We start from the raw sequence: 26,356 nt of genomic DNA on the forward strand, positions 1-26,356 counted from the left end.
CCATCAAGCGGCAGATGTACGGCCGCGGGTCGTTCCAACTCCTCCGCACCCGCGTCCTGTTGCGATCGTGACCGTCCCGAGATTTCGACCAGACCCCTGAACCAGGACACCTACCGTGCCTGGCTGGACCACTGGGCCGTCGGCTTCGTGGTGCTGCACGACGGTCTCCCCGACGGCCCCGCCGAGGCCGAGGCCGCCCTCGTGCGCGGCGGGCGTAGCCGGCTGGAGCCGGTCTGGCACGACGCGCACTGGACGGTCTACCGCGTCCGCGACGCCACCCCGCTCGTCTCGCCACCCGGCACCCCGCTCTCGGGCGACGACGCCGAGCTGGTCGTGCGGATGGACCGGCCGGGTTCGGCCACCGTGCGGATCGCGTACTCGCCCTGGCTGCGGGCGAAGGGCGCCCGCGTCGAGCGAGCCCCGGACGGCTGGACCCGCCTCACGGTCACAGCGCCCGGCACCTACCGGCTCGGCTCCAACTACCTTTCCTGACAAGGGAGTCAGGCCATGATCCGCCGGGCAGCCCGTCGGGCGGCCCCAAGCCGGAACGACGGAAGCACCCGCCGCCTCGTCGATGCCCGGGAACTCGATGATCACCAGCGCCTCGGACCACTCGCCCTCCGCCCGACCCGGTCGATCACCCCGGAAGTAAGCGGCGGCGAGCGGGGGCACGCGAACGGCCCCGGAGGCGGGAAGCCTCCGGGGCCGCAGCACCGCGACCGCCGAGGATCAGATCGTCGCGGCGTCGATCACGAAGCGGTAGCGCACGTCGCTGGCCAGCACCCGCTCGTACGCCTCGTTGATCTGGTCGGCGCGGATCAGCTCGATCTCGGCGCCCAGGCCGTGCTCGGCGCAGAAGTCGAGCATCTCCTGGGTCTCGGCGATGGAGCCGATCATCGAACCGGCGAGGATCTTGTTGCCGCCGATGAGGCCGAACATGTTGAGCGCGTTCGGCTCCTCGGGGGCGCCCACGTTGACGAACGCGCCGCCCGTCTTCAGGAGCGAGAGGTACGCGCCCAGGTCCAGCGGCGCGGACACGGTGGAGACGATCAGGTCGAGGGAGCCGGCGAGCTGCTTGAAGGTGTCCTCGTCGCTGGTCGCGTAGTAGTGGTCGGCGCCCAGCTTGAGGCCGTCCTCCTGCTTGCGCAGCGACTGGCTGAGCACGGTCACCTCGGCGCCGAGCGCGTGCGCGATCTTCACGCCCATGTGGCCGAGGCCGCCGAGCCCGAGGATGGCGACCTTCTTGCCGGGGCCGGCCTGCCAGCGCTTGAGCGGCGAGTACAGGGTGATGCCGGCGCAGAGCAGCGGGGCCGCGACGTCCAGCGGGATGCTGTCGGGGATGCGCAGGGTGTGGTCGGCGTCCACGACGATGTGGGTGGAGTAGCCGCCGTAGGCGGGCTTGCCGTCCCGGCCGATGGCGTTGTACGTCGAGACGCCGTCCTGGCAGAACTGGTTCTGCCCCGACAGACAGGCCTCGCACTTCCCGCAGGAGTCGACGAAGCAGCCGACGCCGGCACGGTCGCCGACCTGGAACTTGGTGACGGCGGAGCCGACCTCGGTGATCACGCCGGCGATCTCGTGGCCGGGCACCATCGGGAAGATGGCCTGGCCCCAGCCCTCGCGGGCCTGGTGGATGTCGGAGTGGCAGATGCCGGCGTACTTGATCTCGATGAGTACGTCGTTCGGGCCCACCGGACGGCGCTCGATGGTGGTGCGCTCCAGGGGAGCCTTGGCGGCGGGGGCGGCGTAGGCAGCGACGGTGGTCATGCCGTTCTCCTCAGATCTTTGGGGTACGAGATCAAGCCTGCATCACTTTCAGCCGGTCACCCAGGCCCCTGTTCTGCCTACGTCCAGCGTGCGTACCACTGACAGGGTCAGGCTCCCGGTCGTACGACCAGGCCGGTGACCCCGGATACTGGGGTGTCATGGACCAGCGTGCCGAACTCAGCGAATTCCTCCGCTCCCGCCGGGCCCGGCTGAAGCCCGAGGACGTGGGGATGCCCGACCACGGGCGCCACCGCAGGGTGCCCGGCCTGCGGCGGGAGGAGCTGGCGCAGCTGGCCGGGGTGTCGGTGGCGTACTACACGCGCCTGGAGCAGGGCAACGCGCAGAACGTGTCGGTGGAGGTCCTGGAGGCGATCGGGCGGGCGCTGCGCCTGAACGACACCGAGCAGAACCACCTGACCCACCTCGCCAAGGGCAAGGCGAAGAAGAAGCGCGCCTCGGCCGCGCGGGCGCACGAGTTCCGTCCGGCGCTGCAGGAACTGATGGACGCGATGGAGGGGGTGCCCGCGTACCTCGTCGGGCCGCGTCTGGACATCCTCGGCTGGAACCGGATGGCGGCGGCGCTGCTCGGCGACATGTCCCAACTGCCGCCGCAGGAACGGAACTTGGCGCGCCACGTGTTCCTCGACCCGGCGTCGCGTTCGCTGTACGTCGACTGGCACGCCAAGGCGGTCGATGTGGTGAGCGTGCTGCGGCTGTGCGCGGGCTGCTATCCCGACGATCCTCAACTGACCGCGCTGATCGGCGAGTTGTCGGTCAAGAGCGAGGAGTTCCGCTCGATGTGGGCGGCGCACACGGTCGCCGACAAGGGCCATGGCGTGAAGCGGCTGCGCCATCCGGTGGTGGGTGAGCTGACGCTGGCGTACGAGACGCTGAAGCTGCCGGACGCGCACGACCTGTCGCTGGTCACCTTCCACGCGGAGCCGGGCTCGAAGTCGGCGGAGTCGCTGCGGCTGCTCGGCAGTTGGAGCGCCGAGCAGCCGGTGCGCACGTAGGGCGGGGATCAGCCGGCGGAGCCGGCCTTCCACTGGTCCCAGCTCATGTTCCAGCCGTTGAGGCCGTTGTCGGGCTGGATCGTCTTGTCGTGGGAGTTCTTCATGACGACGACGTCGCCGGTGATCGAGTGGTCGTAGAACCAGGCAGCCATGGTGCTGTCGTCGCCGGCGCCCTTGGTGTCGGACAGGCCGACGCAGCCGTGGCTGGTGTTGGCGCTGCCGAAGATGGACTTGGCGCCCCAGTAGTTGCCGTGGATGAAGGTGCCGGACGCGGACAGGCGCATGGCGTGCGGGACGTCCTTGATGTCGTACTCGCCCTTGCCGTCGTCGTCCGTGAAGCCGACGGTCGCACCGTTCATGCGGGTCTCCTTGTACTTCTCGGAGATCACCATCTGGCCGTTGTACGTCGGGTGCTCGGGCGAGCCCGCGGAGATCGGGATGGTCTTCACGACCTTGCCGTCCTGGGTGACGGTCATGGTGTGGGTGTTCGCGTCGACGGTGGAGACCTGGTTGCGGCCGATCTTGAAGGTGACCGTCTTCTCCTGGACGCCGGTGATGCCGTTGGAGCCCTCGACGCCGTCCAGGTCCATCTTCATGGTGACGGTCGAGTTCTCCTTCCAGTACTCCTGCGGCCGGAAGTCGAGGCGCTGCGAGCCGAACCAGTGCCCGACGACCTCCTGGCCGCTGCTGGACGAGACCGTGATCTTGGCCTGGACGTCCTTCTTGTTGGTGATCGCCTTGTCGAAGTTGATCGACACGGGCATGCCGACGCCGACGGTGGAGCCGTCCTCGGGCGTGAAGTTGGCTATGAAGCTGTTCTTCGGGGAGACGGTGGTGAAGGAGGCGTTCTCGTGCGCCTGGCGCCCCTTGGCGTCCGCCGCGGTCGCCGTGATCTTGTAGGTCGCCGAACGCTTCAGGGCCTTCTCCGGCGCCCAGCTCAGGCCGTCGGCGGATATCTTCCCGGCGACCTTGGCGCCGTCGGCGGACGTCAGCGTCACGTCGGTCAGCTTGCCGTCGGCGACGGTGACCTTGGTGTCGCTGTTGATGCCGACGTTGTCGGCACCGTTCTTGGGCGCGATGGTGATCTTGGCGTCCGAGGTGTCCTTCGCGGCCGCCTTGTCGGCCGCCGCCTGCGCCGAGGACGAGCTGTCGGCCTTGGCGCCCGAGTCGCCGCCACCGTTGCAGGCAGAAAGGACCAGTACGCCGCCGAGCACCGCGCACGCCGCCGCGAGACCCTGCTTGCGGCGCTTACTCTCCGTCTTCACACGCTTCTCCATCGTCGCCTCGTCCCCCCAAGTCATCTCGACTAGGACATCAGACTGCCCGTCGCAGTTGTGCAGCGGGGGTGAATGTGGGGCACACCACGCACCGGCGGACGGGTCGGGGCGGGACGGTACAAGATCACCAAAAGGTCGTCCCGGCTTCCCTCGCACCCGCCCGCCCGCCTCTCAGTGGCCGTCAGTCCTCGTCATTGCTGTCCTCCTCGTCCAGGTCCCATTCCTCGTCGTCGGGGTCGTAGCCGACCCGCTCGCTGCTCCACGAGGCCTGGACAAGCTCCGCGCCCGGCAGCGCCTCCACGAGGTCCACGGGGTCCACGAGGTAGGCGAGGGCCTCCGCTGCGTCTTCCCGCACGGCCGCCTCGGCATGCGCGCGTTCCTCGGCCCGCATCGCCGGGTCCTCGGCGATGCGGACCAGGGCGGCCGCCGCCAGCTGCTCGGCGTCCTCGATCTCCAGGACCAAATCGACGCGGAGCCGAACAAACCGTGATGTCTCTTCTTCGCTCATGCGAGGGAGCGTAGGGCTCAAGCCATCCTCGACTTTCCCGCGACCCGCTGCTTTCACTAGCATCAGCGCATCCCGCCAATTCGAGGTACTCGCAAGGGGATCGCTCACTTGTCCGTCGCTCGCCGCCCCCTGCTCACCGCCACCGCGGCGGGCACTCTGCTCTGCGCCCTCTGGTTCGTCCCGTCCGCCAACGCGACGGACGAGCAGCACCCTTCGACGCCCCCCGCGCACTCCGCGTACCGGGCCGCCCCCGCCCCGGCCGAAGGCCCCCTCGCCCTCGCCGACACCGGCGGCGCGAACACCTCCCCCTACCTGGTCGGCGGCACGCTGTTCCTGGGCCTCGGGGCGGGGTTCGTGACGTACTCGGTCCGTAGATCGCGGGCCTGCTGACCACTCCGCAGGCACCTCAACTGCCGCTGTGCGTAAGTGAGTTGGGCATACGAAAGGGCCGCCCGGGATGTGCCATCCCGGGCGGCCCTTTCCGTACGGGCGGGTCAGGCGAGCGGGCCCGTCACCGGCTCCACGGCGGCGACCAGCTTGCCTTCGCGCACGAAGGCGTCCGCGGCGGCCAGGTCGGGGGCGAGGAAGCGGTCCGGGCCGGGGCCCTGGACGCCGGCCGCGCGGGCCGCGGCGATGACGGCCTGCGAGGCGGGCGCCGGGGTGAGGCCCTTGCGCAGCTCGATGCCGCGGGTCGCCGCGTACATCTCGACGGCGATGATGCGGGTCAGGTTGTCGACGGAGGTGCGCAGCTTGCGCGCGGCCGACCAGCCCATGGAGACGTGGTCCTCCTGCATGGCGGAGGACGGGATGGAGTCGGCGGAGGCGGGCACCGCGAGCCGCTTCATCTCGCTGACCAGGGCGGCCTGCGTGTACTGGGCGATCATGAGGCCCGAGTCGACACCGGCGTCGTCCGCGAGGAACGGCGGAAGGCCGTGGCTGCGGTTCTTGTCGAGGAGCCGGTCGGTGCGGCGCTCGGCGATGGAGCCGAGGTCTGCGGCGGCGATGGCGAGGAAGTCCAGGACGTAGGCGACCGGGGCGCCGTGGAAGTTGCCGTTGGACTCGACGCGGCCGTCGGGCAGCACCACCGGGTTGTCGACGGCGGAGGCCAGCTCGCGCTCGGCGACGGTCAGGGCGTACGCGATGGTGTCGCGGCCGGCGCCGTTGACCTGCGGGGCACAGCGCACCGAGTACGCGTCCTGGACGCGGGGCGCCTCTTCCTCCTGGAAGTGGCCGGTCAGGCCCGAACCCTTCAGCACGGCCAGCATGTTGGCGGCCGACGCGCCCTGGCCCGGGTGCGGGCGGATGGCGTGCAGTTCGGGGGCGAGCACCTTGTCGGTGCCGAGCAGCGCTTCGAGGGACAGGGCCGCGGTGATGTCGGCGGAGGTGTAGAGCTTCTTCAGGTCGGCGATGGCCATGCACAGCATGCCGAGCATGCCGTCGGTGCCGTTGAGGAGGGCGAGGCCCTCCTTCTCGCGCAGCTCGACGGGTTCGATGCCGGCCGCGGCGAGCAGCTCGCCTGCGGGCTTCACGACGCCGTCGGGGCCCTCGGCGTCACCCTCGCCCATCAGCGTCAGGGCGCAGTGCGAGAGCGGCGCGAGGTCGCCGGAGCAGCCGAGCGAGCCGTACTCGTGGACGACCGGGGTGATGCCCGCGTTGAGCACGTCGGCCATGGTCTGGGCGACGGAGGGGCGCACGCCGGTGTGCCCGGAGGCGACGGTCTTCAGGCGCAGGAACATGAGCGCACGGACGACCTCGCGCTCCACCCGCGGGCCCATGCCGGCGGCATGCGAGCGCACGATGTTGCGCTGCAGCTGGGCGCGGAGCTCGGGGCTGATGTGCCGGGAGGCGAGGGCACCGAAGCCGGTGGAGACGCCGTACACCGGCTCCGGCTTGGCGGCCAGCGCGTCGACGATCTCGCGCGCCTTGGCCAGCGCGTCGAGCGCCCCGGCGGAGAGCTCGACCTTCGCGTTGCCGCGGGCCACGGCGATGACGTCCTCGGGGGTGGTCCCGGAGGTCCCCACCACGACAGTGTGCATATCCATATTCAGCACCCTACGGATTGAATCCCGTCATGTCACTAGCAGAGGAGAGGGTGGGTCCTTACTGGATCGAACAGTTCCGGGCGCCCGTGCGGCGCCGGGTGCGAACAGTCCCCTTTCAGGGGCGCGGGGAACTGCGCGACCAGCCACGGACGGCCCGCACCCGACCACCCACACGCGGAAGCGCTCAGCTCCGCCCCCGGAACCTCCGCCGGTCATGCGGAGCGGCAGGCGGCGCGTCGGCGAGGCGCAGGACCGCTCCGTCCCGCCCCGCCACCACCGGCTTCGCCGACTTCGCGCCCTTCGCCCGGTACTGAGCCGCGTCGGCGAGGCGGAACAGTCGGCGGGCCGAGCGCACCGGGCCGATGGGGTCGCCCGTCGATGCCACCCCGCACGCAACCCCCTCCCCCAGCTCCAACTCCCCCGCACGCAGGCAGAGTTCCTCCCCCACGGCCACGACCTCATCGGCGGAGGGCCCCACGGACAGCAGACAGAACTCGTCCCCGCCCAACCGCGCGGCCAGCGCGCCCGGAAGCATCGCCCCGCACAGGGAAAGCACCGATCCGAAGCGCTCCAGGAGCCGGTCGCCCACCGCGTGGCCCAGCGTGTCGTTGACCCGCTTGAGCCCGTTCAGGTCGCAGACCACGAGGCTGACGACCGAGCCGTCCGTCCGGTGCCGCTCGACGGCCCGGTCCAGCCGCATGTCGACCGCCCGGCGGTTGGCGAGCCCGGTGAGCGGGTCGGTGAAGGCCAGCCGGCGCACCTCTTCGAGGCGCTCGGTCTGGGCGATCCCGGCCGCCGCGACGGAGGCGATGACCGTGGCGAAGTCCGCGTCGGCCGCGCCGAAGACGGGCGCCCCGACGGGCCGGGCCACATACAGCTCGCCCCAGGCCCGCCCGTGCAGCACGATCGGGGCGACCACGCAGCAGCCCCGGCCGCGCCTGCGCAGCGCGGTGACCCTCTCATGGCAGTACCCCGCCCGGCCCTCGGGCGGCGCGGCGGCCGTCTCGACCCAGGCGTCGGGCTCGCCACCGCCCGCCCACCGCTCGTGCAGGAACTCGGTGATCTCGGGGAACTGGTGCACCGGATACGTCTCGTCCTCGGGGAACTCCTCCTCCCCGTCGGCCCGTTCGCCCTCGTTCACCAGCACGCGAAGGCGACCCAGCTCACGCTCCCACACCGAGAGCGCGGCGAAGTTCCCGCCGAGCGCGTCCCGCGCGCCGAGCGCCGCCGCACGCCAGGCCTCGCGCCGCGTGTGCGTCGCGGCCATGGCCTGCGCCAGCGAAACCACGGCCCGCAGCCGGGCATCCTCTCCACCCATTCCTCCAGCTTAGGGAGGTTTGGGAGGTTTTGACCCTTGAGGTGTCGCCTCACACCCGCCGCGGCGCACCCAGGATCACTCCCCGGGCCACACCGGCTTCCGCTTCTCGTTGAACGCGGCCACGCCCTCCGCCCGGTCCCCCGAGAACGCCACCGACCGCCAAGCCGCGTCCTCGACCTCCAGGCCGGCCCGCAGGTCGAGGCCCTGGCCGAGCCGCATCGCCCGCTTCGCCGCGCGCAGCCCGACGGGCGAGTTGACCGCCATCCGCCCCGCGAGCGCGAGCGCCTCCGTACGGGCGTCGTCGGCCAGCACGTCGACGAGCCCCAACTCCCTTGCCTCCGCGGCCTCGACGCGGCGCGCGGTGAAGACCAGCTCGGCGGCGCGGGCGGCGCCGACCCGGCGCGGCAGGAGCTGCGTACCGCCGCCGCCGGGGATGACGCCGACCGACACCTCGGGCAGGCCGACCACGGCGGTGGCGTCCGCCACGATCACGTCGCAGGCGAGCGCCAGCTCGAAGCCGCCGCCCAGGGCGAAGCCGTGCACGGCGGCGACGGTCGGCATGGGCAGTTCGAGCACGCCGGTGTACGCGGCGCGGGCGGTGGGCCGCTGGCGTACGAGCTCGGCGTCGCTGAAGGAGTTGCGCTCCTTCAGGTCCGCGCCGACGCAGAACGCCCGCTCGTTCGTGGAGCTCACCACGGTGACCCGGGCGTCCGGGTCGGCGCCGAGCGCCTCGCAGGCGGCGGCGATGGAACGGGCCATCTCCGTCGACACCGCGTTCATGGCCTTGGGCCGGTCGAGCACCAGCTCGGCGACGTACCCCTCGCGCCGAACGACGACGAACTCCCCGAACCGCTGCTCAGCCATGGAAACCCCTCCGTTAACGAACGTTACGTCGGGGTGATCCTAGGCTTCGCGCCGGTGCAGGAGCCAGGGCTCCACGACTCCGAGGCCGCGCACCGGGCGCTGCCACATGGGCTGGAGCTGGAAGCGGTACTTCGCGGCGGGGGCCGGTTCCTCGCCCTCCTTCTCGGCGGCCAGCGCGTCCTGGGCGGCCTGCGCCTCGGAGACGGGGGCGTCGCCGGTACGGGCCAGCTCCTCGGCGAACGCCCCGTCGACCAGGACGGCGTCCTTGGGGGCTATCGAGGTGAGCCGGCTCGCGAGGTTCACGGTCGTACCGAACACGTCGCCCATGCGGGTCGTGACCGTGCCGAACGCGATGCCCACGCGCAGGGCGGGCATCGTCTCGTCGCCGGCCATCGTCTCGATGAGCCGCAGCGAGATCTCGGCGGCCGTGCCCGCGTCGTCGGCGGCGAACAGGACCTCGTCGCCCAGCGTCTTGATGAGCCGCCCGCCGTGCGCCGCGACCAGGTCGGCGGCGGTCGTCTCGAAGGCCTCGACGAGCTCGCCGAGCTCCTCCTCCTCCAGGCGCCGGGTGAGCCGGGTGAACCCGACGAGGTCGGCGAAGCCCACCGCGAGGCGGCGGTCCACCATCTCCTCGTCGTCGGCGGCCTGCACGACGCGCCCGGTGGCTGCGGCGAGCTGGCGCCGCCACACGTAGACGAGGAACTCCTCCAGCTCGGGCAGCAGCAGCTCGACCAGGGGGTACGTGACTTCCGTACGGGTCATGCCGGGCTCGGGGGGTTCGGTGAGACCCTCCAGAAAAGAATCGATCTGCCATTCGGCCAGCCGGGCGGTGGTCTGCCCCGTGGAGCGCGCGACCTGCACCGCCATGGGCTCGCTGAGCAGCCCTGCCTCGACGAGTCCGGCGAGCCGGCGCAGGGCCAGCACGTCGGCCTCGGTGAGTGCCTTGGCCTGCCCGATGTCGGCGAACCCCATGGCCCGCCAGAACCGGGACGCCAGCTCCATGGAGACGCCCGCGGTACGGGCCGCCTGGAAGGGTGTGTAGCGCCGGTCGGCACCGAGGATGAGCTGCTCCAGGCGGATGGCGAGCGGGTCGTCGGTCGGCTCGGCGGTGTGGTCGACGGCGTGGTGCGGCGTCGGATACGCGGAGGCCGGGGGCTCCGAAGGGGTGCCGGAGGCGCCGCCGGTGCGGGCGCCGGTACCGGTACCGGCGCCCGCACCGGACCGTGTCTCGTCGACGGTCACCGGCCGCCTCCTGCCCGTTGCCTGCGCACTGCCCTGCCGATCTGTCGCTGGATCGGGCTCAACGATACGGCAGGTGTGCCGTAGCTCACGTCCCGGGAGCGACCACTCCACCCGCCTAGGGTGCGGCCGGCCGCAGGTGGACGATGTCACCCGCCGCCACCGGGCGCTGCACGCCCTCCTCCGTGGCCAGGACCAGGCGCCCGTCGCCGTCCACCGCCACCGCCTCGCCCTTGACCGACTGCCCGCCGGGCAGCTCCGCCCGCACCGTGCGGCCCAGCGTCGCGCAGGCCTTCGCGTACGCCTCCTGGAGGCCGGACGCCGCCGGGTCGCCACAGGCCGCGCGCCACGTCCCGTACCACTGCTCAAGGGAGCGGAGAACCGCGCGCAGCAGGGTGTCGCGGTCCGTGGAGACGGCTCCGGCGAGCGCGAGGGAGCCCGCGCCGGGGACGGGGAGTTCGTCGGCGCGCAGGGTCACGTTGAGGCCGATGCCGACGACGACGCCCTCCGCGCCGGCCCGTTCCGCGAGGATCCCGCCCGCCTTGCGCTCCTCCCCGTCCACGGTGACGAGGAGGTCGTTGGGCCACTTCAGCGCCGTGTCGACGCCCGCCGCCCGCGCGAGCCCCGTCGACACCGCGACCCCGGTGAGCAGCGGCAGCCACCCCCACCGCTCGACCGGCACGGACGCGCCCGGCTTCAGCAGGACGGAGCAGAAGAGGCCGGAGCGGGCCGGCGCCGACCAGCGCCGGTCAAGGCGCCCGCGCCCCGCGGTCTGCTCCTCTGCGACCAGGACCGCGCCCTCGCCCAGCTCGTCCGCCTTCGCGGCGAGGTCGGAGTTGGTGGAGCCGGTCGCGGTGACCACGTCCAGGGCGGTCCACAGCGCTTCCGGCCGCAGCAGGGCGCGGCGCAGCGCGGTGGCGTTCAGGGGCGGCCGGTCGAGGTCGGACCAGCGGCTGTCGGAAGCGTCCGGGGGTGTCATGCAGCCAGGTTAGGCCGCAATTGCAAGGCGCCCCGGGTGTGGCAAACGCCGCACTGCCGAACCGTATCCGCGCCACTACCCTACGAGTCAGTAGCCACCACCCCCGTGACCAGGCAGGGAGCCGCATCCCGATGTCCGAGCCGGAAAACGCCCAGAGCGACGCCACCGTCGACATCCACACCACCGCCGGAAAGCTGGCGGATCTGCAGCGCCGCATCGACGAGGCGACCCACGCCGGCTCCGCGCGCGCGATCGAAAAGCAGCACGCCAAGGGCAAGTTGACGGCCCGTGAGCGGGTCGACCTGCTCATGGACGAGGGCTCGTTCGTCGAGCTGGACGAGTTCGCCCGGCACCGCTCGACCAACTTCGGCATCGAGAAGAACCGCCCGTACGGGGACGGCGTGGTCACCGGGTACGGGACCGTCGACGGCCGCCCGGTGTGCGTCTACTCGCAGGACTTCACCATCTTCGGCGGCTCGCTGGGCGAGGTCTACGGCGAGAAGATCGTCAAGGTGATGGACTTCGCGCTGAAGACCGGCTGCCCGGTCATCGGCATCAACGACGGCGGCGGCGCCCGCATCCAGGAGGGCGTGGTCGCGCTCGGCCTGTTCGCCGAGATCTTCCGCCGCAACGTGCACGCCTCGGGCGTCGTCCCGCAGATCTCCCTGATCGTCGGCCCGTGCGCGGGCGGCGCGGTGTACTCCCCCGCGATCACCGACTTCACGGTGATGGTCGACCAGACCTCGCACATGTTCATCACCGGGCCCGACGTCATCAAGACCGTCACCGGCGAGGACGTCGGCTTCGAGGAGCTCGGCGGCGCCCGCACCCACAACACCACCTCCGGCGTGGCGCACCACATGGCGGGCGACGAAAAAGACGCGATCGAATACGTCAAGTCCCTTCTCTCCTACCTGCCGTCGAACAACCTGAGCGAGCCCCCGGCCTTCCCCGAGGAGGCCGACCTGGAGACCACCGACGAGGACCGCGAGCTCGACACGCTCATCCCGGACTCCGCGAACCAGCCGTACGACATGCACACGGCGATCGAACACGTCCTGGACGACGGCGAGTTCCTGGAGACCCAGGCCCTGTTCGCGCCGAACATCGTCACCGGCTTCGGCCGCGTCGAGGGCTTCCCGGTCGGCATCGTCGCCAACCAGCCGATGCAGTTCGCGGGTTGCCTCGACATCAACGCGTCCGAGAAGGCCGCGCGCTTCGTGCGCACCTGCGACGCGTTCAACGTCCCGGTCCTGACCTTCGTGGACGTGCCGGGCTTCCTTCCCGGCGTCGACCAGGAGTACGGCGGCATCATCCGCCGCGGCGCCAAGCTGATCTACGCGTACGCCGAGGCCACGGTCCCGCTGATCACCGTCATCACCCGCAAGGCGTTCGGCGGCGCGTACGACGTCATGGGCTCCAAGCACCTGGGCGCCGACCTCAACCTGGCCTGGCCGACCGCGCAGATCGCCGTCATGGGCGCGCAGGGCGCGGTCAACATCCTGCACCGCCGCACGATCGCGGCGGTCACGGACCCGGATGAGGCGGAGTCGACCCGCGCCGAGCTGATCGCGGACTACGAGGACACCCTGCTCAACCCGTACATCGCGGCCGAGCGGGGCTACGTCGACGCGGTGATCATGCCCTCGGAGACCCGCGCCCACATCGTGAAGGGCCTGCGTCAGCTGCGCACGAAGCGGGAATCCCTCCCTCCGAAGAAGCACGGCAACATCCCCCTCTAGCCACCCCGCAAGGAGCCGCTGTGATCAAGGTCGTACGGGGCAATCCGACCCCGGAGGAGCTGGCCGCCGCACTCGCGGTGGTCCAGGCACGCGCCGCGGCGACGGCCTCGGCCACGTCCGCCGCGGCGCGGGCGCCCGAGGGGTGGTCCGACCCTGCCCGGATCGCCCGGCGCGCGCTGCCCCGGCCGGGGACGCGCACGTGGGCCAGGACGTATTGGCCGGCGTAACCCGCTCCGCGGGGGGGGGTGCGGGGTTTGTGACAGCGGGCCGTCCATGACCGTCCGCGCAGTTCCCCGCGCCCCTAGCGCCCTACGCCTGCGGACCGTGCGTGGCTGGTCGCGCAGTTCCCCGCGCCCCTAACAGGACTGGTGTCGGCCAGTACTGGCGTCTTCAGCCCGTCCGGCGTTTGAGGACGAGCGCCCTTAAGGCGCGATACGGGGTCTGGGGCGGAGCCCCAGGGGGTGGTCAGAGGAGCTTGGCCAGCACCTCCGCCATGACCCGGTACCCCGCGTCGTTCGGGTGCAGGGCGTCGCCCGAGTCGTAGGACGGGGCGAGCCGGTCGGGGTCGGTCTTCGAGGCGAGCGCCTTGTCGAAGTCGGCCACCGCGTCGAACGCGCCCGACGTGCGGATCCACTCGTTGACCTCGTCACTCACCCGCGCCGAGTGCCGCCCCCAGTGGTCGGAGCCCTTCAGCGGCAGCAGCGTCGCACCGACGGCCCTCAGTCCCCTGCTGTGCGCCTGGCGGATCAACTCCCGGTATCCAGCGATGAGTTGGGCACTGGAGACCACGGGCGCGGGCAGGTACGTGGGCTGCGGCTTCGGCCCTTTCCGGGCTTCGCTGAACCCGATGTCGTTGACGCCTTCGAGGACGACGACGGTCGAGACGCCGGGCTGGTCGAGGACGTCCCGCCCGAAGCGCGCGGCGGAGCGCTCGCCGTACCAGGCCGAGTCGTTGAGTACGAGATTGCCGCCGATGCCCGCGTTGACGACGGGCCTGCCCGTGCGTTCGGCCAGCGCGTCCGAGTAGCGGCGATTGGCGCCGGACGTCGAGCCGAAGCCGTCCGTGATGGAGTCCCCGAACAGGGCGACGCCGTCCCGCCTCGCCCCGCCGCCGACCTCGACGCCCGAGAGGTAGTACCAGGACCGGCTGGTCGCGGCGGCGAAGGCGCGGCTCGACGGGTCCGCCCGGTGGTCACCCTCGGCCCGGTAGGTGTCGGCGAAGCCCTGCGCGTGGAAGGTGGCGGGCCCGGTCGTCCCGGCGAAGTAGAGCGTGACGGTCACCGACTCCAGCCGGTCGAGCCCGAGTCGGGCCGCGTCGCTGCGCAGTTCGCCGCGCGCCGGGATGCTGACGGACTTCTCGCCCCCGAAGGTCAACTCCCTTACGGAGCCCGGCTGTACGTCCGCACCCTGCCCCGCCTTGGCGACGGTGGCGCCGGTGAGGGCGAGCGGTGAGGTGCCGTACGCGTTGGAAAGCCGGATCCGGACCTGGTCACCGCCCTCGGTGACGCGGACGACCTGGCGGACGCTCTGGTGCGAGAAGCCCTCCTGCGACCAGTTGGGGGTGAATCCGGTCGCGGGGAGCTGCGGCGACGCGGCCCAGGCGGCACCCCACGCGACGGACCGGGCGGCGGACGGCTGGGCTCCGGCGAGCAGCGCGAGCGCGGCAGCACCGGCGGCCAGCGGAACGGCAGCCCGGCGAACGGCCCTATTGATCCCTGCCTTGTCGACCTCGGCCTTACCGATCCCGGCCTTGCTGATCCCGGCCTTGTTCATGGCGATCTCCCCATGTTCGCGACAGACCGGAGCCCGATTAATGGTTCCCGGGTTCCGTTAACTCGTCGAGACAGTAACAGCCCCCGACAGCTAATGGAACCCGTGAACTGTTTGCCGAGCGGGGGCAACAGTGGCAACAGTCGGCCGGTACGCGCCCGCACATGAACGGGAGATGAAGTACTGGTCCGCAATTAGTCAATTGGCACCGGGCATCCTGAGTACCCGTACTCAGGCGCGCCAACAGCCCTGGTCCCACTATCGATTACATGCTGTGGTCAGACCCGGAGAACGAGCCGCCCAAGGAACTGCGCGACGCCCAGGCGATGATGCGCCGCGCGGGCCTGTTCCTGGCCCTGGCCATGGTGATCGCGATGCTCGTGGTCAGCCTGCACTGACAGCCCGGCACCGAGGGGCCGGGGCCGGGCCGGGGCGCCTACGATGGCGCGCATGACTGCTCAGCGCCGCCTCGTCCTAGCCTCCCAATCGCCCGCCCGGCTCGGGCTGCTCCGCCAGGCCGGGCTCGCGCCCGAGGTGATCGTCAGCGGCGTCGACGAGGACGCCCTGACCGCACCGAGCCCCGCCGAGCTCGCCCTCGTGCTCGCCGAGGCGAAGGCGGACGCGGTGGCCGGCCGGGCCGAGGCCTCCGACGCGCTGGTCATCGGCTGCGACTCGGTGCTCGAACTCGACGGCCAGGCGCTCGGCAAGCCCGCCGACGCCGAGGACGCGACGGCCCGCTGGAAGGCGATGCGCGGCCGCTCCGGCGTGCTCCAGACCGGCCACTGCGTGATCGACACGGCGACCGGCGAGCGCGCCTCGGCGACCGCGTCGACGGTCGTGCGGTTCGGCGAGCCCACCGACGCGGAGATCGCGGCGTACGTGGCGAGCGGTGAACCCCTCTACGTGGCAGGGGCGTTCACGCTCGACGGCCGCTCGGCCCCCTTCGTCGACTCGATCGAGGGCGACCACGGAAACGTCATCGGACTGTCGCTGCCGCTGCTGCGCAGGCTGCTCGCCGAGCTCGGCGTCTCGATCACCGACCTCTGGGTGTAGCGCCGGGACTCAGGCGGCGGCCGGGGCTCCGTCGGGGGCCCCGCCGTCCTTCGGCTCGGGCTCGGGGCGCTCCTTCACGTATGCGAGGAGTACGTGGACGAGCAGCGCGAGCACGACCATCAGGTAGGCGAAGGCGGGCCAGCCGACCAGGCCGACGGTGAGCGCGCCGAGCACCCCGTGCACCACCGCGCAGACGATCAGCGCGATGCGGGCGAACCGGCCGGGGGCGCGGTCGCGTACGCCGATGAGCAGCAGGACGACGCCGCAGGCCGCGAGGAAGACCCCGAACAGGGCGCCCGCGACCCACGCTCCGGTGGAGATCGCGTCAGGATCGAGCCCGGCCATGGACATGTGCTGGTTGTCGGCGACCTTGCCCAGCACCCAGTTGACGAACACGACGGCGCAGGCCTCGGCGAAGAGAATGAGCGCGGCCACGATGGCGATCGGTCGGCGCAGCACGCGCGACACCCCCTGTTACCCCTAGTACGGATACGTTGCGCACGCTACTAACCGGTAATGGTTCGTACAAGGGTCCGGACAAGAACGGTGACCGGTCCGGAGTGAAGCGCCTCGCCGCGCGGGGGCCGGGTCGCAAAGAATCCTTCGGCCGTTCGTAGGGACTCCACAAAGAAACCCGGCGACCTGCTGGCCCCGGAGACAGAGACCTTGACCACACCGCACCGCTACTGTGCGGTACGGGAGCCCGGCGTACCGTGGTGCGACAAGGGATTTCGCGACTTGAGCGTGCCTCGAATCACACTCCGTGTGGGCAAGCTCACCATTGGGGATGGGTCGTAAGCCAGTGTGCGGCTTCCCTAAACTCAGCTTGTTTCAAGGAGGGAGCCATCGTGCGCAAGGTGCTCATCGCCAACCGTGGCGAAATCGCTGTCCGTGTTGCCCGGGCCTGCCGGGATGCCGGGATCGCGAGCGTAGCCGTCTACGCCGATCCGGACCGGGATGCACTGCATGTCCGGGCAGCGGACGAGGCGTTCGCCCTGGGCGGTGACACTCCGGCGGCCAGCTATCTGGACATCGCCAAGGTGCTCGCGGCCGCGGCCGACTCGGGAGCGGACGCGGTCCACCCGGGCTACGGATTCCTCTCCGAGAACGCCGAGTTCGCCCAGGCGGTCCTCGACGCCGGTCTGACCTGGATCGGCCCGCCCCCGCAGGCCATCCGCGACCTCGGCGACAAGGTGGCGGCCCGTCACATCGCCCAGCGTGCCGGTGCCCCGCTCGTCGCGGGCACCCCGGACCCGGTCTCGGGCGCCGACGAAGTCGTCGCGTTCGCCGAGGAACACGGCCTGCCCATCGCTATCAAGGCCGCCTTCGGCGGCGGCGGCCGCGGCCTGAAGGTCGCCCGCACCCTCGAAGAGGTCCCCGAGCTGTACGACTCCGCGGTGCGCGAGGCCGTCGCGGCGTTCGGCCGGGGCGAGTGCTTCGTCGAGCGCTACCTCGACAAGCCGCGCCACGTCGAGACCCAGTGCCTGGCCGACACCCACGGCAACGTGGTCGTCGTCTCCACCCGTGACTGCTCGCTCCAGCGCCGCCACCAGAAGCTGGTCGAGGAGGCCCCGGCACCGTTCCTCACCGAGGCGCAGAACGCGGAGCTGTACGCCGCCTCGAAGGCGATCCTGCGCGAGGCCGGCTACGTCGGCGCGGGCACCGTCGAGTTCCTCGTCGGCACCGACGGCACGATCTCCTTCCTGGAGGTCAACACCCGCCTCCAGGTCGAGCACCCGGTCACCGAAGAGGTCACCGGCATCGACCTGGTCCGCGAGATGTTCCGCATCGCCGACGGCGAGGCGCTCGGCTACGACGACCCGGCGGTGCGCGGGCACTCCTTCGAGTTCCGCATCAACGGCGAGGACCCGGGCCGCGGCTTCCTGCCCGCGCCGGGCACGGTCACGGTGTTCGCACCGCCGACCGGCCCGGGTGTCCGTCTGGACGCGGGCGTCGAGTCCGGCAGCGTGATCGGCCCGGCCTGGGACTCGCTCCTTGCCAAGCTGATCGTGACCGGCGCGACGCGTGAGCAGGCGCTGCAGCGGGCCGCGCGCGCTCTGGCGGAGTTCAACGTCGAGGGCATGGCGACCGCGATTCCCTTCCACCGCGCGGTGGTCGTGGACCCGGCGTTCACGGCCGACCCGTTCCGTATCCACACCCGGTGGATCGAGACCGAGTTCGTCAACGAGATCCCCGCGTTCACGGCCCCGGCCGACGCGGAGACGGATGAGGAGCCGGGCCGCGAGACGGTCGTCGTCGAGGTCGGCGGCAAGCGCCTTGAGGTCTCCCTGCCCTCGTCCCTGGGCATGACCCTGGCCCGGACCGCCGCGGCGGGGGGCGCCAAGCCCAAGCGCCGCGCTGCGAAGAAGGCGGGCTCCGCCGCCTCCGGCGACACCCTGGCCTCGCCCATGCAGGGCACGATCGTGAAGGTCGCGGTCGAGGAGGGCCAGCAGGTCAACGAGGGCGACCTCGTCGTCGTCCTGGAGGCCATGAAGATGGAGCAGCCGCTGAACGCGCACCGCTCCGGCACGATCAAGGGGCTCTCGGCCGAGGTGGGCGCCTCCGTCTCCTCCGGCGCGATGATCTGCGAGATCAAGGACTGACGCGCTGACGCGCAGTGGAGCCCCGACCGCGAACGCGGCCGGGGCTCCCGCCTTTCCCCCGCCCCGCCCCTCCCCGCTGTAACACCCTGCGGGAAGGGGCGGGGCGGGGGAACCAACGGGGTCTGGGGCGGAGCCCCGGCGCTGCCGGCCTGCCACCCCCGGTGGGTCCGGGTGGCATGCTGGGGCCATGGATGGGAAAACGGGGGCGGGGCTCCGGCCCCTCAGGGCGGACGCGCGGCGCAATCACGACCGCCTGCTCGCCGTAGCCCGCACCGCCTTCGCGGAGCACGGCACGGACACCTCCCTGGAGGACGTGGCCCGCAGGGCCGGCGTGGGCATCGGCACCCTGTACCGGCACTTCCCCACCCGCCACGCCCTGCTGAGCGCGGTGTTCCAGAGCGAGGTGGACGTACTCCTGGACCGCTCAAGGGAGTTGCTGCGCGCCGAGCAGCCCTGCACCGCGCTCATCGAGTGGCTGCGCGCCATCATCACGCACGCGGGGGTGTACCGGGGCCTGGCCCGCGCCCTCATGTCGGCCTCGGGAGACGCGAGTTCGGCCCTGGCCAGGTGCAGCGAGCCGATGCGGGAGGCGGGCGACGCCCTGCTCGTACGGGCCCGGGAAGCCGGTTCCGTACGAGCCGACGTCACCATCGCCGACCTCATGCAGCTGACCAACGCCATCGCGCTGGCGGCCGAACAGTCCCCGGACGACCCGGAGTTGGCCGACCGCCTGCTCGCCCTGACCTACCGGGGCCTCAAGGACTAGGGAGTGTCCGCCTCAGCGCCGTCGCAGATCCGCGACCCGCGCCCGTTCGCCCGGCCCCTGCGGCTCGCCCATCGATGCCGCGCTGCGCAACTGCGGGCCCGTACCGGGGCCGTGGGTGCGGCGTTGGCCGGGGAGCGGCATGTCGCGGCGCGGGGGGCGGCCGGGCGCGGACTCGCCGCCCGCGCCCGCGGGGCCCGCCACGGCGATCTGCACGCCCTGGTCGGCCAGCGCCTGCAACTCGGTGGCGGCACGGTCGTCGTGGCCCGGCGGCTCGTCGGTGACCAGGCGGGTGATCACGTCGGTCGGCACCGTCTGGAACATGGTGTCGGTGCCGAGCTTGGTGTGGTCGGCGAGGACCACGACCTCGGCGGCGGCCTGCACCAGCGCGCGGTCCACGCTCGCGGAGAGCATGTTCGAGGTGGACAGGCCGCGTTCGGCCGTCAGGCCGCTTCCCGACAGGAAGGCGCGGGAGACCCGGAGGCCCTGGAGGGACTGCTCGGCACCACTGCCCACCAGGGCGTAGTTGGAGCCGCGCAGGGTGCCCCCGGTCATGACGACCTCGACCCGGTTGGCGTGCGCCAACGCCTGTGCCACCAAGAGGGAGTTGGTGACGACGGTCAGGCCGGGAACCCGCGCGAGCCGGCGGGCCAGCTCCTGCGTGGTGGTCCCCGCGCCGACCACAATGGCCTCGCCCTCTTCGACGAGACCGGCGGCGAGGTCGGCGATGGCCGTCTTCTCCGCGGTCGCTAGATGGGATTTCTGCGGGAAGCCGGATTCGCGGGTGAACCCGCCCGGCAGCACCGCACCGCCGTGCCGGCGGTCGAGGAGTCCTTCTGCCTCCAGCGCCCGCACGTCCCGCCGTACGGTCACTTCGGAGGTCTGGACGACGCGGGCGAGCTCACGGAGCGATACCGCCCCGTTGGCGCGCACCATTTCGAGGATCAATTGGCGACGTTCTGCAGCGAACACGAAACTGACAGTAACCTGAGCGGCCGAATATTCTCAGCAGTTTGCGCCGAATAACAGAAGGTGCACTCAAAGGGGGTCACCGAGTGGTATACGCCCGGCCCGGGTCTCCCAGGCCTCGCGTCCCACTCGACAACCCCCTGTCCCACCAGGGAAGTTACGCCTCTCCGGCCTTCTTGCGGGTGTGCAGCTGACGGGCCACTTCGGCGATCGAGCCCGACAGCGACGGGTACACGGTGAACGCATTCGCGATCTGCTCGACCGTCAGATTGTTGTCGACCGCGATCGAGATCGGATGGATCAGTTCACTCGCGCGCGGGGCCACGACACAGCCGCCCACGATGATGCCGGTGCCCGGCCGGCAGAAGATCTTGACGAAGCCGTCCCGGATGCCCTGCATCTTGGCGCGCGGGTTGCGCAGGAGCGGCAGCTTGACGACGCGGGCCTCGATCTTGCCCGCGTCCACGTCGGCCTGCGTGTAGCCGACGGTGGCGATCTCCGGGTCGGTGAAGACGTTGGAGGAGACGGTCTTCAGGTTCAGCGGGGCCACCGCGTCGCCCAGGAAGTGGTACATCGCGATCCGGCCCTGCATGGCGGCGACCGAGGCCAGCGCGAAGATGCCGGTCACGTCGCCGGCCGCGTACACGCCGGGGGCGGAGGTGCGCGAGACCTTGTCGGTCCAGATGTGGCCGGACTCCTTGAGGCGGACGCCCGACTCCTCAAGACCCATGTTCGCGGTGTTGGGGATCGCGCCGACGGCCATCAGGCAGTGGGAGCCGCTGATGACGCGGCCGTCGGAGAGGGTGACCTCGACGCGGTCGCCGACGCGCTTGGCGGACTCGGCGCGCGAGCGGGCCATGACGTTCATGCCGCGGCGGCGGAACACGTCCTCCAGGACGGCGGCCGCGTCCGGGTCCTCGCCCGGCAGCACCCGGTCGCGGGACGAGACGAGGGTGACCTTGGAGCCGAGCGCCTGGTACGCGCCGGCGAACTCCGCGCCGGTGACGCCGGATCCGACCACGATGAGCTCCTCGGGGAGCTCGTCCAGGTCGTACACCTGCGTCCAGTTGAGGATCCGCTCACCGTCGGGCTGCGCGTCGGGCAGCTCGCGCGGGCTGCCGCCGGTGGCGATCAGGACGGCCTCGGCGGTGAGCATCTCCTCGGTGCCGTCGGCCGCCGTGACGATGACGTCGCGCGTGCCGTCGATGCCCTGCGGCCCGGCGAGCCGGCCGCGGCCGCGCATGACGCGGGCGCCGGCCCGGGTCACGGAGGCGGTGATGTCGTGGGACTGGGCGAGCGCGAGGCGCTTGACGCGTCGGTTGACCTTGCCGAGGTCCACGCCGACGACGCGGGCGGACTGCTCCTCGGGTGGCGTGTCGTCGGCGACGAGGATGCCCAACTCCTCGTACGAAGAGTCGAAGGTGGTCATCACCTCGGCCGTCGCGATCAGGGTCTTCGACGGCACGCAGTCGGTGAGCACCGACGCCCCGCCCAGACCGTCGCAGTCCACGACGGTCACCTCCGCACCGAGCTGGGCGCCCACCAGGGCCGCCTCGTATCCGCCCGGTCCGCCACCGATGATCACGATCCGCGTCACGAAAAAGTCCGCCTCGTAGTGTCGATCCCGGCCTGCCTGCCCGCCCGGCCGGGGGTCCGGGGCGGGGCCCCGGGGGAACGCAGTACGTACCTCATTGTCCCGCACGCTTCAAGTGTCCTCGCCCCGGGGGCGGCATTCGGCCGCCGTGGCGCGATCCGCCGGGCCCGGACGCGGGCGGGCCGCGCGAAGTACCCCCGCGGGCCACTGTCGTACCCTCGACACCATGTCGCTCTACGCCGCGTACGCCGGCAACCTGGATCCGCGGCTGATGACCCGCCGCGCCCCGCACTCCCCGCTGCGCGGCACCGGCTGGCTCAACGGCTGGCGCCTGACGTTCGGCGGGGAGCAGATGGGCTGGGAGGGCGCCCTCGCGACGATCGTCGAGGCACCCCGCTCGCAGGTCTTCGTCGCCCTGTACGACATCGCGCCGCTCGACGAGGAGTCGATGGACCGGTGGGAGGGGGTCGGGCTCGACATCTACCGCCGGATGCGGGTGCGCGTGCACACGCTGGACGGCGAGGACGCGGCCTGGCTGTACGTCCTGAACGGGTACGAGGGCGGCCTGCCCTCGGCGCGGTACCTGGGCGAGCTGGCCGACGCGGCCGAGTCCGCGGGCGCGCCGCACGACTATGTGATGGAACTCCGCAAGCGGCCCTGCTGAGGCCGGCCCCGAAGCCCGGCCCTCCTTGAAAAGCAAGGTCAGGTCCGGGCTTCGCCCCTTTGCGGCGCGATGGAACGGCGCCGCTTTCGTGCGAAGCCACAAAGGGATCGGCCAGGTCCGTTATCCTGCACATCTACGCGCGTAGGACTTCAGCGGTTACGCTCGTGCGCGTAATTCTTCTTTACCGGGGGAAAACCCCCGGACCCGGCCGGACAGTCACCGGGCGGGACGACGTTCCTTCGCGAGGCGAGAGACTCAGTGAACGCATCTGCCACCCCGGACCTGCTCCAGGACCCCCACGCCGCCGCCGACGCCGCCGCCGCGCGCCTGCGCGAGCTCACCGGCGCCGAGACCCACGACGTCGCCCTGGTGATGGGCTCCGGCTGGGCGCCGGCCGTCGACGCCCTCGGCGCCCCCGAGGCCGAGTTCCCCGTGACCGAGCTGCCCGGCTTCCCGCCGCCGGCCGTCGAGGGACACGGCGGCAAGATCCGCTCGTACAAGATCGGTGACAAGCGCGCGCTGGTCTTCCTCGGCCGTACGCACTTCTACGAGGGCCGCGGCGTCGCCGCCGTCTCGCACGGTGTGCGCACCGCCGTCGCCGCCGGCTGCAAGACCGTCGTGCTGACCAACGGCTGCGGTGGTCTGCGCGAGGGCATGCGCCCCGGCCAGCCGGTCCTCATCAGCGACCACCTCAACCTGACGGCCACCTCGCCGATCATCGGCGCCAACTTCGTGGACCTCACCGACCTGTACTCGCCGCGCCTTCGCGCGCTGTGCAAGGAGGTCGACGAGACCCTGGAAGAGGGCGTCTACGTCCAGTTCCCCGGCCCGCACTACGAGACCCCGGCCGAGATCAACATGGTCCGCGTGCTCGGCGGCGACCTGGTCGGCATGTCGACCGTGCTCGAAGCCATCGCCGCCCGCGAGGCCGGCGCGGAGGTCCTCGGGATCTCGCTCGTCACCAACCTCGCCGCCGGTCTGACCGGTGAGCCGCTCAACCACGAAGAGGTGCTCCAGGCGGGCCGCGACTCGGCGGCGCGCATGGGCGAGCTGCTCACCCGGGTACTCGACCGCATCTGATCCCCTTTTCGCGAAAGGCTGACAACGTGACGCAGGACCTGATCGCGCGGGCCCAGGCCTGGCTGGCCGAGGACCCCGACAGCGAGACGCGCGAGGAGCTCGCGAAGCTCATCGAGAGCGCGGACGCCGAGGAATTGGCCGCGCGGTTCAGCGGCACGCTGCAGTTCGGCACCGCCGGGCTGCGCGGCGAGCTGGGCGCCGGGCCGATGCGGATGAACCGTTCGGTCGTCATCCGGGCCGCCGCCGGGCTCGCCGCGTACCTGAAGGCGAAGGGCCAGGATCGAGAGGGTGAGCGCGAAGCGCTCTCGGTTGAGGGTGGTGGTGGGCGACGGGCGGGCGGGCTCGTCGTCATCGGCTACGACGCCCGCTACAAGTCCGCGGACTTCGCGCGGGACACGGCGGCCGTCATGGTCGGCGCCGGGCTGAAGGCGGCCGTCCTGCCCCGGCCGCTGCCCACCCCCGTACTCGCCTACGCCATAAGGCACTTGGGCGCCGTGGCCGGCGTCGAGGTGACGGCCAGTCACAACCCGCCGCGGGACAACGGCTACAAGGTGTACCTCGGCGACGGCTCGCAGATCGTGCCGCCCGCGGACGCGGAGATCGCCGCCGAGATCGACGCGGTCGCCTCGCTGCACGATGTGCCGCGGCCCGAGAGCGGCTGGGAGGTGCTCGGGGACGAGGTCCTGGACGCCTATCTGGCGCGTACGGACGCGGTGCTGACCCCCGGGTCGCCGCGCACCGCGAACGTCGTCTACACGGCGATGCACGGCGTCGGCAAGGACGTGCTGCTCGCCGCGTTCGCGCGGGCCGGGTTCCCCGAGCCGGTCCTCGTGGCCGAACAGGCCGAGCCCGACCCGGCGTTCCCGACGGTCGCCTTCCCGAACCCGGAGGAGCCGGGCGCGATGGACCTGGCGTTCGCGACGGCCCGCCGCACGAACCCCGACATCGTGATCGCCAACGACCCGGACGCCGACCGCTGCGCGGCCGCGGTCAAGGACCGGGACGGCGAGTGGCGGATGCTGCGCGGCGACGAGGTCGGCGCGCTGCTCGCCGCCCACCTGGTCACCAAGGGCGTGTCCGGCGTGTTCGCCGAGTCGATCGTGTCGTCCTCGCTGCTCGGCCGCATCGCCGAGGCCGCGGGGCTCGGCTACGAGGAGACGCTCACCGGGTTCAAGTGGATCGCCCGCGTGGACGGTCTGCGCTACGGCTACGAAGAGGCGCTCGGCTACTGCGTCGACCCCGAGGGCGTGCGCGACAAGGACGGCATCACGGCCGCCCTGCTCGTCGCCGAGCTCGCCTCCGTCCTGAAGGAGCAGGGCCGCACGGTCCTGGACCTCCTGGACGAGCTGGCTCTGGCGCACGGCCTGCACGCCACCGACCAGCTGTCGGTCCGCGTCGAGGACCTCACCGTGATCTCGGACGCGATGGCCCGGCTGCGCGAGCAGCCGCCGACCGCGCTCGCCGGTCTCGCCGTCACCAAGGCGGAGGACCTCACGGAGGGCACCGAGCAGCTGCCGCCCACCGACGGTCTGCGGTACTACCTGGAGGGCGCCCGGGTGATCGTGCGCCCGAGCGGCACCGAGCCGAAGCTCAAGTGCTACCTGGAGGTCGTGGTCCCGGTCGGCTCGGCCGACGAGCTGGACGCGGCCCGCGCCAAGGCCGCCGAGCTGCTCACCGGCATCAAGAAGGACCTCGCGGCGGCCGCCGGCATCTGACGGACGGCACGCAACAGAGTGGGGCGGTGGTCAATCGACCACCGCCCCACTCCCGCTTTCGAGTGATTTCGTACGGCAGTTGACGCAGCGGTGCGGCATTCGGCGGGGACTTGCGAGAAAGGGTGACCCGTACCTCTCGCCGTGCCCGAGCCAAGGAGCTGTCGCCGTGTCCCCGACCGCACCGTCACCGGCGACGACCGCGGTCGGTCGCCGTCCCGTCCCCGCCGCCCGCCGGCACCCGGCCCCGCGCGGCACGGCCGGCCGGCCGCCGGCCGGGGAGCGGGCGCGCACCGCCCTTCGGTACGCCGGGCCCGCGCTGCTCGGCTATCTCGTGGTCCGCCTCTTCGGGCTGCTCGTCCTCGCGAAGTGGGCGCACGTGCGCCACCACGGGATCTGGCCGACGCTCGCCACGTCCTGGGACTCCAACTGGTACCTCGGCATCGCCGACCACGGCTACGTCCACTCGCTGCACACCGGCCAGCTGAACAACCTGGCCTTCTTCCCGCTGTACCCGTGCCTGGTCAAGGCGGTCGCGGCCGTCACGCCCGGCTCGCGGGCCAGCGTCGGGCTGCTGCTCGCGATCGGGTGCTCGCTGGTCGCCGCGTGCGGCGTGTTCGCGGTCGGCGACCGCCTGCACGGCCGCCGCACGGGCGCCCTGCTCACGGTGCTGTGGGCGGCGCTGCCGGTCGGCGTCGTCCAGTGGATGGGCTACACCGAGTCCCTGTTCACCGCGCTCACGGCGTGGGCGCTGCACTGCGTGCTGACCCGGCGCTGGGTCTGGGCGGGCTCTCTGGCGGCGCTCGCGGGCCTGACCCGCCCCACCGGCATCGCGATCGCGGCCGCGGTCTCACTGACCGCCCTGGTGGCCCTCGTACGCGCCCGGGAGTTCGACCGGCGCCTGGTGCTCGGCGGTCTGCTCGCACCGGCCGGCTGGTGCGGCTACGTGGCCTGGGTGGGGCTGCGGCTCGGCCGCTGGGACGGCTACTTCGCGGTGCAGAAGGTGTGGGACAACGAGTGGGACGGCGGCATCGGCACCCTGCGCGACATGCGTTCCCTCCTCGTGTACGCGAACCGGCCGCCGCTGTTCCTGGTCCTGGTCACCCTGGTCCTGATCCTGTCCGGCGGGCTGTACCTGCTCTCGCTCGCCGACCGCCAGCCGCTGGTCCTGCTGGTGTTCACCGGGGCGCTGCTCCTGGTCGTCCTCGGCAGCGGCGGCGTCTACTTCCCGCGGGCCCGCTTCCTGGTCCCCGGATTCCCGCTGCTCCTGCCGGTCGCGCTCGCGCTGGCGCGGGCCCGCCGCACGGTCACCGCCCTGGTGCTCGGCGCCGCCACCCTGTCCTCGGCGTGGCTCGGCGCGTACATGCTCCTGGTGTGGCCGGGCCCGCCGTGACCCGGG

General features: G+C 71.8%; 24 protein-coding genes and 1 pseudogene. 13 read left to right on the forward strand and 12 right to left on the reverse strand.

The window, feature by feature from the left end:
• Positions 1-492 (forward strand): annotated as a pseudogene (locus tag ADK54_RS26660) (hypothetical protein); the annotation flags it as partial.
• A gap of 237 nt (positions 493-729) precedes the next feature.
• Here the strand turns inward: ADK54_RS26660 and ADK54_RS26665 are convergent.
• Positions 730-1,767 carry an NAD(P)-dependent alcohol dehydrogenase gene (locus ADK54_RS26665; protein WP_053728265.1) on the reverse strand — a complete coding sequence of 346 codons (1,038 nt, stop codon included), beginning with the start codon at positions 1,765-1,767 and terminating at the stop codon, positions 730-732.
• 158 nt (positions 1,768-1,925) lie between these two features.
• Here ADK54_RS26665 and ADK54_RS26670 point away from each other — a divergent pair, with 158 nt between their 5' ends.
• Positions 1,926-2,780 (forward strand): helix-turn-helix domain-containing protein, encoded by an 855-nt coding sequence (locus ADK54_RS26670; RefSeq protein WP_053728266.1) that lies wholly within the window; start codon positions 1,926-1,928, stop codon positions 2,778-2,780.
• 8 nt (positions 2,781-2,788) lie between these two features.
• On the opposite strand, the gene ADK54_RS26675 is transcribed toward ADK54_RS26670, so the two are convergent.
• Both ADK54_RS26675 and ADK54_RS26680 read right to left on the reverse strand, forming a co-directional pair.
• Entirely contained in the window at positions 2,789-4,057 is a 1,269-nt protein-coding gene (locus ADK54_RS26675; RefSeq protein ID WP_053728267.1) for a L,D-transpeptidase, read from the reverse strand.
• A 181-nt stretch (positions 4,058-4,238) separates the two neighbouring features.
• Positions 4,239-4,565 carry a hypothetical protein gene (locus ADK54_RS26680; protein WP_053728268.1) on the reverse strand — a complete coding sequence of 109 codons (327 nt, stop codon included), beginning with the start codon at positions 4,563-4,565 and terminating at the stop codon, positions 4,239-4,241.
• Between the two features lie 108 nt (positions 4,566-4,673).
• Here ADK54_RS26680 and ADK54_RS47705 point away from each other — a divergent pair, with 108 nt between their 5' ends.
• Entirely contained in the window at positions 4,674-4,955 is a 282-nt protein-coding gene (locus ADK54_RS47705) for an LPXTG cell wall anchor domain-containing protein (RefSeq protein WP_053728269.1), read from the forward strand.
• Positions 4,956-5,059: 104 nt separating this feature from the next.
• Here the strand turns inward: ADK54_RS47705 and hutH are convergent, their stop codons facing one another.
• From hutH to ADK54_RS26710, 5 genes are all read right to left on the reverse strand, one after another.
• The gene (gene hutH / locus ADK54_RS26690) at positions 5,060-6,601 is read right to left on the reverse strand and encodes a histidine ammonia-lyase (RefSeq protein ID WP_053728270.1); all 1,542 of its coding nucleotides are present in this window, start codon (positions 6,599-6,601) and stop codon (positions 5,060-5,062) included.
• 190 nt (positions 6,602-6,791) lie between these two features.
• Complete coding sequence (locus ADK54_RS26695; protein ID WP_053728271.1) at positions 6,792-7,925, reverse strand: sensor domain-containing diguanylate cyclase; 1,134 nt, start codon at positions 7,923-7,925, stop codon at positions 6,792-6,794.
• A 75-nt stretch (positions 7,926-8,000) separates the two neighbouring features.
• Complete coding sequence (locus ADK54_RS26700) at positions 8,001-8,789, reverse strand: enoyl-CoA hydratase/isomerase family protein (protein WP_053728272.1); 789 nt, start codon at positions 8,787-8,789, stop codon at positions 8,001-8,003.
• Positions 8,790-8,828: 39 nt separating this feature from the next.
• A complete protein-coding gene (locus ADK54_RS26705; RefSeq protein ID WP_053728273.1) occupies positions 8,829-10,031 on the reverse strand; it encodes an adenylate/guanylate cyclase domain-containing protein in 1,203 nt (400 codons plus the stop codon).
• A gap of 115 nt (positions 10,032-10,146) precedes the next feature.
• Positions 10,147-11,007: a biotin--[acetyl-CoA-carboxylase] ligase gene (locus tag ADK54_RS26710; RefSeq protein ID WP_053728274.1), complete on the reverse strand. Its 861-nt coding sequence runs from the start codon at positions 11,005-11,007 to the stop codon at positions 10,147-10,149.
• A 131-nt stretch (positions 11,008-11,138) separates the two neighbouring features.
• Between ADK54_RS26710 and ADK54_RS26715 the strand changes: the two genes are divergently transcribed.
• Together ADK54_RS26715 and ADK54_RS26720 are read left to right on the forward strand one after the other, a co-directional pair.
• Positions 11,139-12,749, forward strand: a complete 1,611-nt coding sequence (locus tag ADK54_RS26715) for an acyl-CoA carboxylase subunit beta (protein WP_053728275.1) — start codon at positions 11,139-11,141, stop codon at positions 12,747-12,749.
• Between the two features lie 20 nt (positions 12,750-12,769).
• The gene (locus ADK54_RS26720) at positions 12,770-12,976 is read left to right on the forward strand and encodes an acyl-CoA carboxylase epsilon subunit (RefSeq protein WP_053728276.1); all 207 of its coding nucleotides are present in this window, start codon (positions 12,770-12,772) and stop codon (positions 12,974-12,976) included.
• 238 nt (positions 12,977-13,214) lie between these two features.
• On the opposite strand, the gene ADK54_RS26725 is transcribed toward ADK54_RS26720, so the two are convergent.
• On the reverse strand, positions 13,215-14,522 hold the full coding sequence (locus ADK54_RS26725) for an SGNH/GDSL hydrolase family protein (protein ID WP_078966653.1): 1,308 nt from the start codon (positions 14,520-14,522) through the stop codon (positions 13,215-13,217).
• 266 nt (positions 14,523-14,788) lie between these two features.
• Here ADK54_RS26725 and mmpB point away from each other — a divergent pair, with 266 nt between their 5' ends.
• Together mmpB and ADK54_RS26730 are read left to right on the forward strand one after the other, a co-directional pair.
• Positions 14,789-14,917, forward strand: a complete 129-nt coding sequence (gene mmpB / locus ADK54_RS48340; protein WP_267887038.1) for a morphogenic membrane protein MmpB — start codon at positions 14,789-14,791, stop codon at positions 14,915-14,917.
• Between the two features lie 43 nt (positions 14,918-14,960).
• On the forward strand, positions 14,961-15,572 hold the full coding sequence (locus ADK54_RS26730) for a Maf family protein (RefSeq protein ID WP_053728277.1): 612 nt from the start codon (positions 14,961-14,963) through the stop codon (positions 15,570-15,572).
• Between the two features lie 9 nt (positions 15,573-15,581).
• On the opposite strand, the gene ADK54_RS26735 is transcribed toward ADK54_RS26730, so the two are convergent.
• On the reverse strand, positions 15,582-16,031 hold the full coding sequence (locus ADK54_RS26735) for a hypothetical protein (protein ID WP_053728278.1): 450 nt from the start codon (positions 16,029-16,031) through the stop codon (positions 15,582-15,584).
• Positions 16,032-16,420: 389 nt separating this feature from the next.
• Between ADK54_RS26735 and ADK54_RS26740 the strand changes: the two genes are divergently transcribed.
• Both ADK54_RS26740 and ADK54_RS26745 read left to right on the forward strand, forming a co-directional pair.
• A complete protein-coding gene (locus ADK54_RS26740) occupies positions 16,421-18,175 on the forward strand; it encodes an acetyl/propionyl/methylcrotonyl-CoA carboxylase subunit alpha (protein ID WP_053728279.1) in 1,755 nt (584 codons plus the stop codon).
• A 187-nt stretch (positions 18,176-18,362) separates the two neighbouring features.
• A complete protein-coding gene (locus ADK54_RS26745) occupies positions 18,363-18,941 on the forward strand; it encodes a TetR/AcrR family transcriptional regulator (RefSeq protein ID WP_053728280.1) in 579 nt (192 codons plus the stop codon).
• A 12-nt stretch (positions 18,942-18,953) separates the two neighbouring features.
• Here ADK54_RS26745 and ADK54_RS26750 read toward each other — a convergent pair whose 3' ends face one another.
• Both ADK54_RS26750 and ADK54_RS26755 read right to left on the reverse strand, forming a co-directional pair.
• Positions 18,954-19,910, reverse strand: coding sequence for a DeoR/GlpR family DNA-binding transcription regulator (locus tag ADK54_RS26750; RefSeq protein WP_078966654.1), 957 nt, complete (start codon positions 19,908-19,910; stop codon positions 18,954-18,956).
• A gap of 154 nt (positions 19,911-20,064) precedes the next feature.
• Complete coding sequence (locus ADK54_RS26755) at positions 20,065-21,504, reverse strand: NAD(P)H-quinone dehydrogenase (RefSeq protein ID WP_053728282.1); 1,440 nt, start codon at positions 21,502-21,504, stop codon at positions 20,065-20,067.
• A gap of 223 nt (positions 21,505-21,727) precedes the next feature.
• On the opposite strand from ADK54_RS26755, the gene ADK54_RS26760 reads away from it, so the two are divergent.
• From ADK54_RS26760 to ADK54_RS26775, 4 genes are all read left to right on the forward strand, one after another.
• Entirely contained in the window at positions 21,728-22,165 is a 438-nt protein-coding gene (locus tag ADK54_RS26760; protein ID WP_053728283.1) for a gamma-glutamylcyclotransferase, read from the forward strand.
• 258 nt (positions 22,166-22,423) lie between these two features.
• Positions 22,424-23,245, forward strand: a complete 822-nt coding sequence (locus tag ADK54_RS26765) for a purine-nucleoside phosphorylase (RefSeq protein WP_053728284.1) — start codon at positions 22,424-22,426, stop codon at positions 23,243-23,245.
• A gap of 26 nt (positions 23,246-23,271) precedes the next feature.
• Positions 23,272-24,960: a phospho-sugar mutase gene (locus ADK54_RS26770; RefSeq protein WP_053728285.1), complete on the forward strand. Its 1,689-nt coding sequence runs from the start codon at positions 23,272-23,274 to the stop codon at positions 24,958-24,960.
• 166 nt (positions 24,961-25,126) lie between these two features.
• Positions 25,127-26,350 (forward strand): hypothetical protein, encoded by a 1,224-nt coding sequence (locus tag ADK54_RS26775; protein WP_053728286.1) that lies wholly within the window; start codon positions 25,127-25,129, stop codon positions 26,348-26,350.
• Positions 26,351-26,356 lie beyond the last annotated feature (6 nt).

This window comes from Streptomyces sp. WM6378 (assembly GCF_001279695.1).
Taxonomy (GTDB): Bacteria; Actinomycetota; Actinomycetes; order Streptomycetales; family Streptomycetaceae; genus Streptomyces.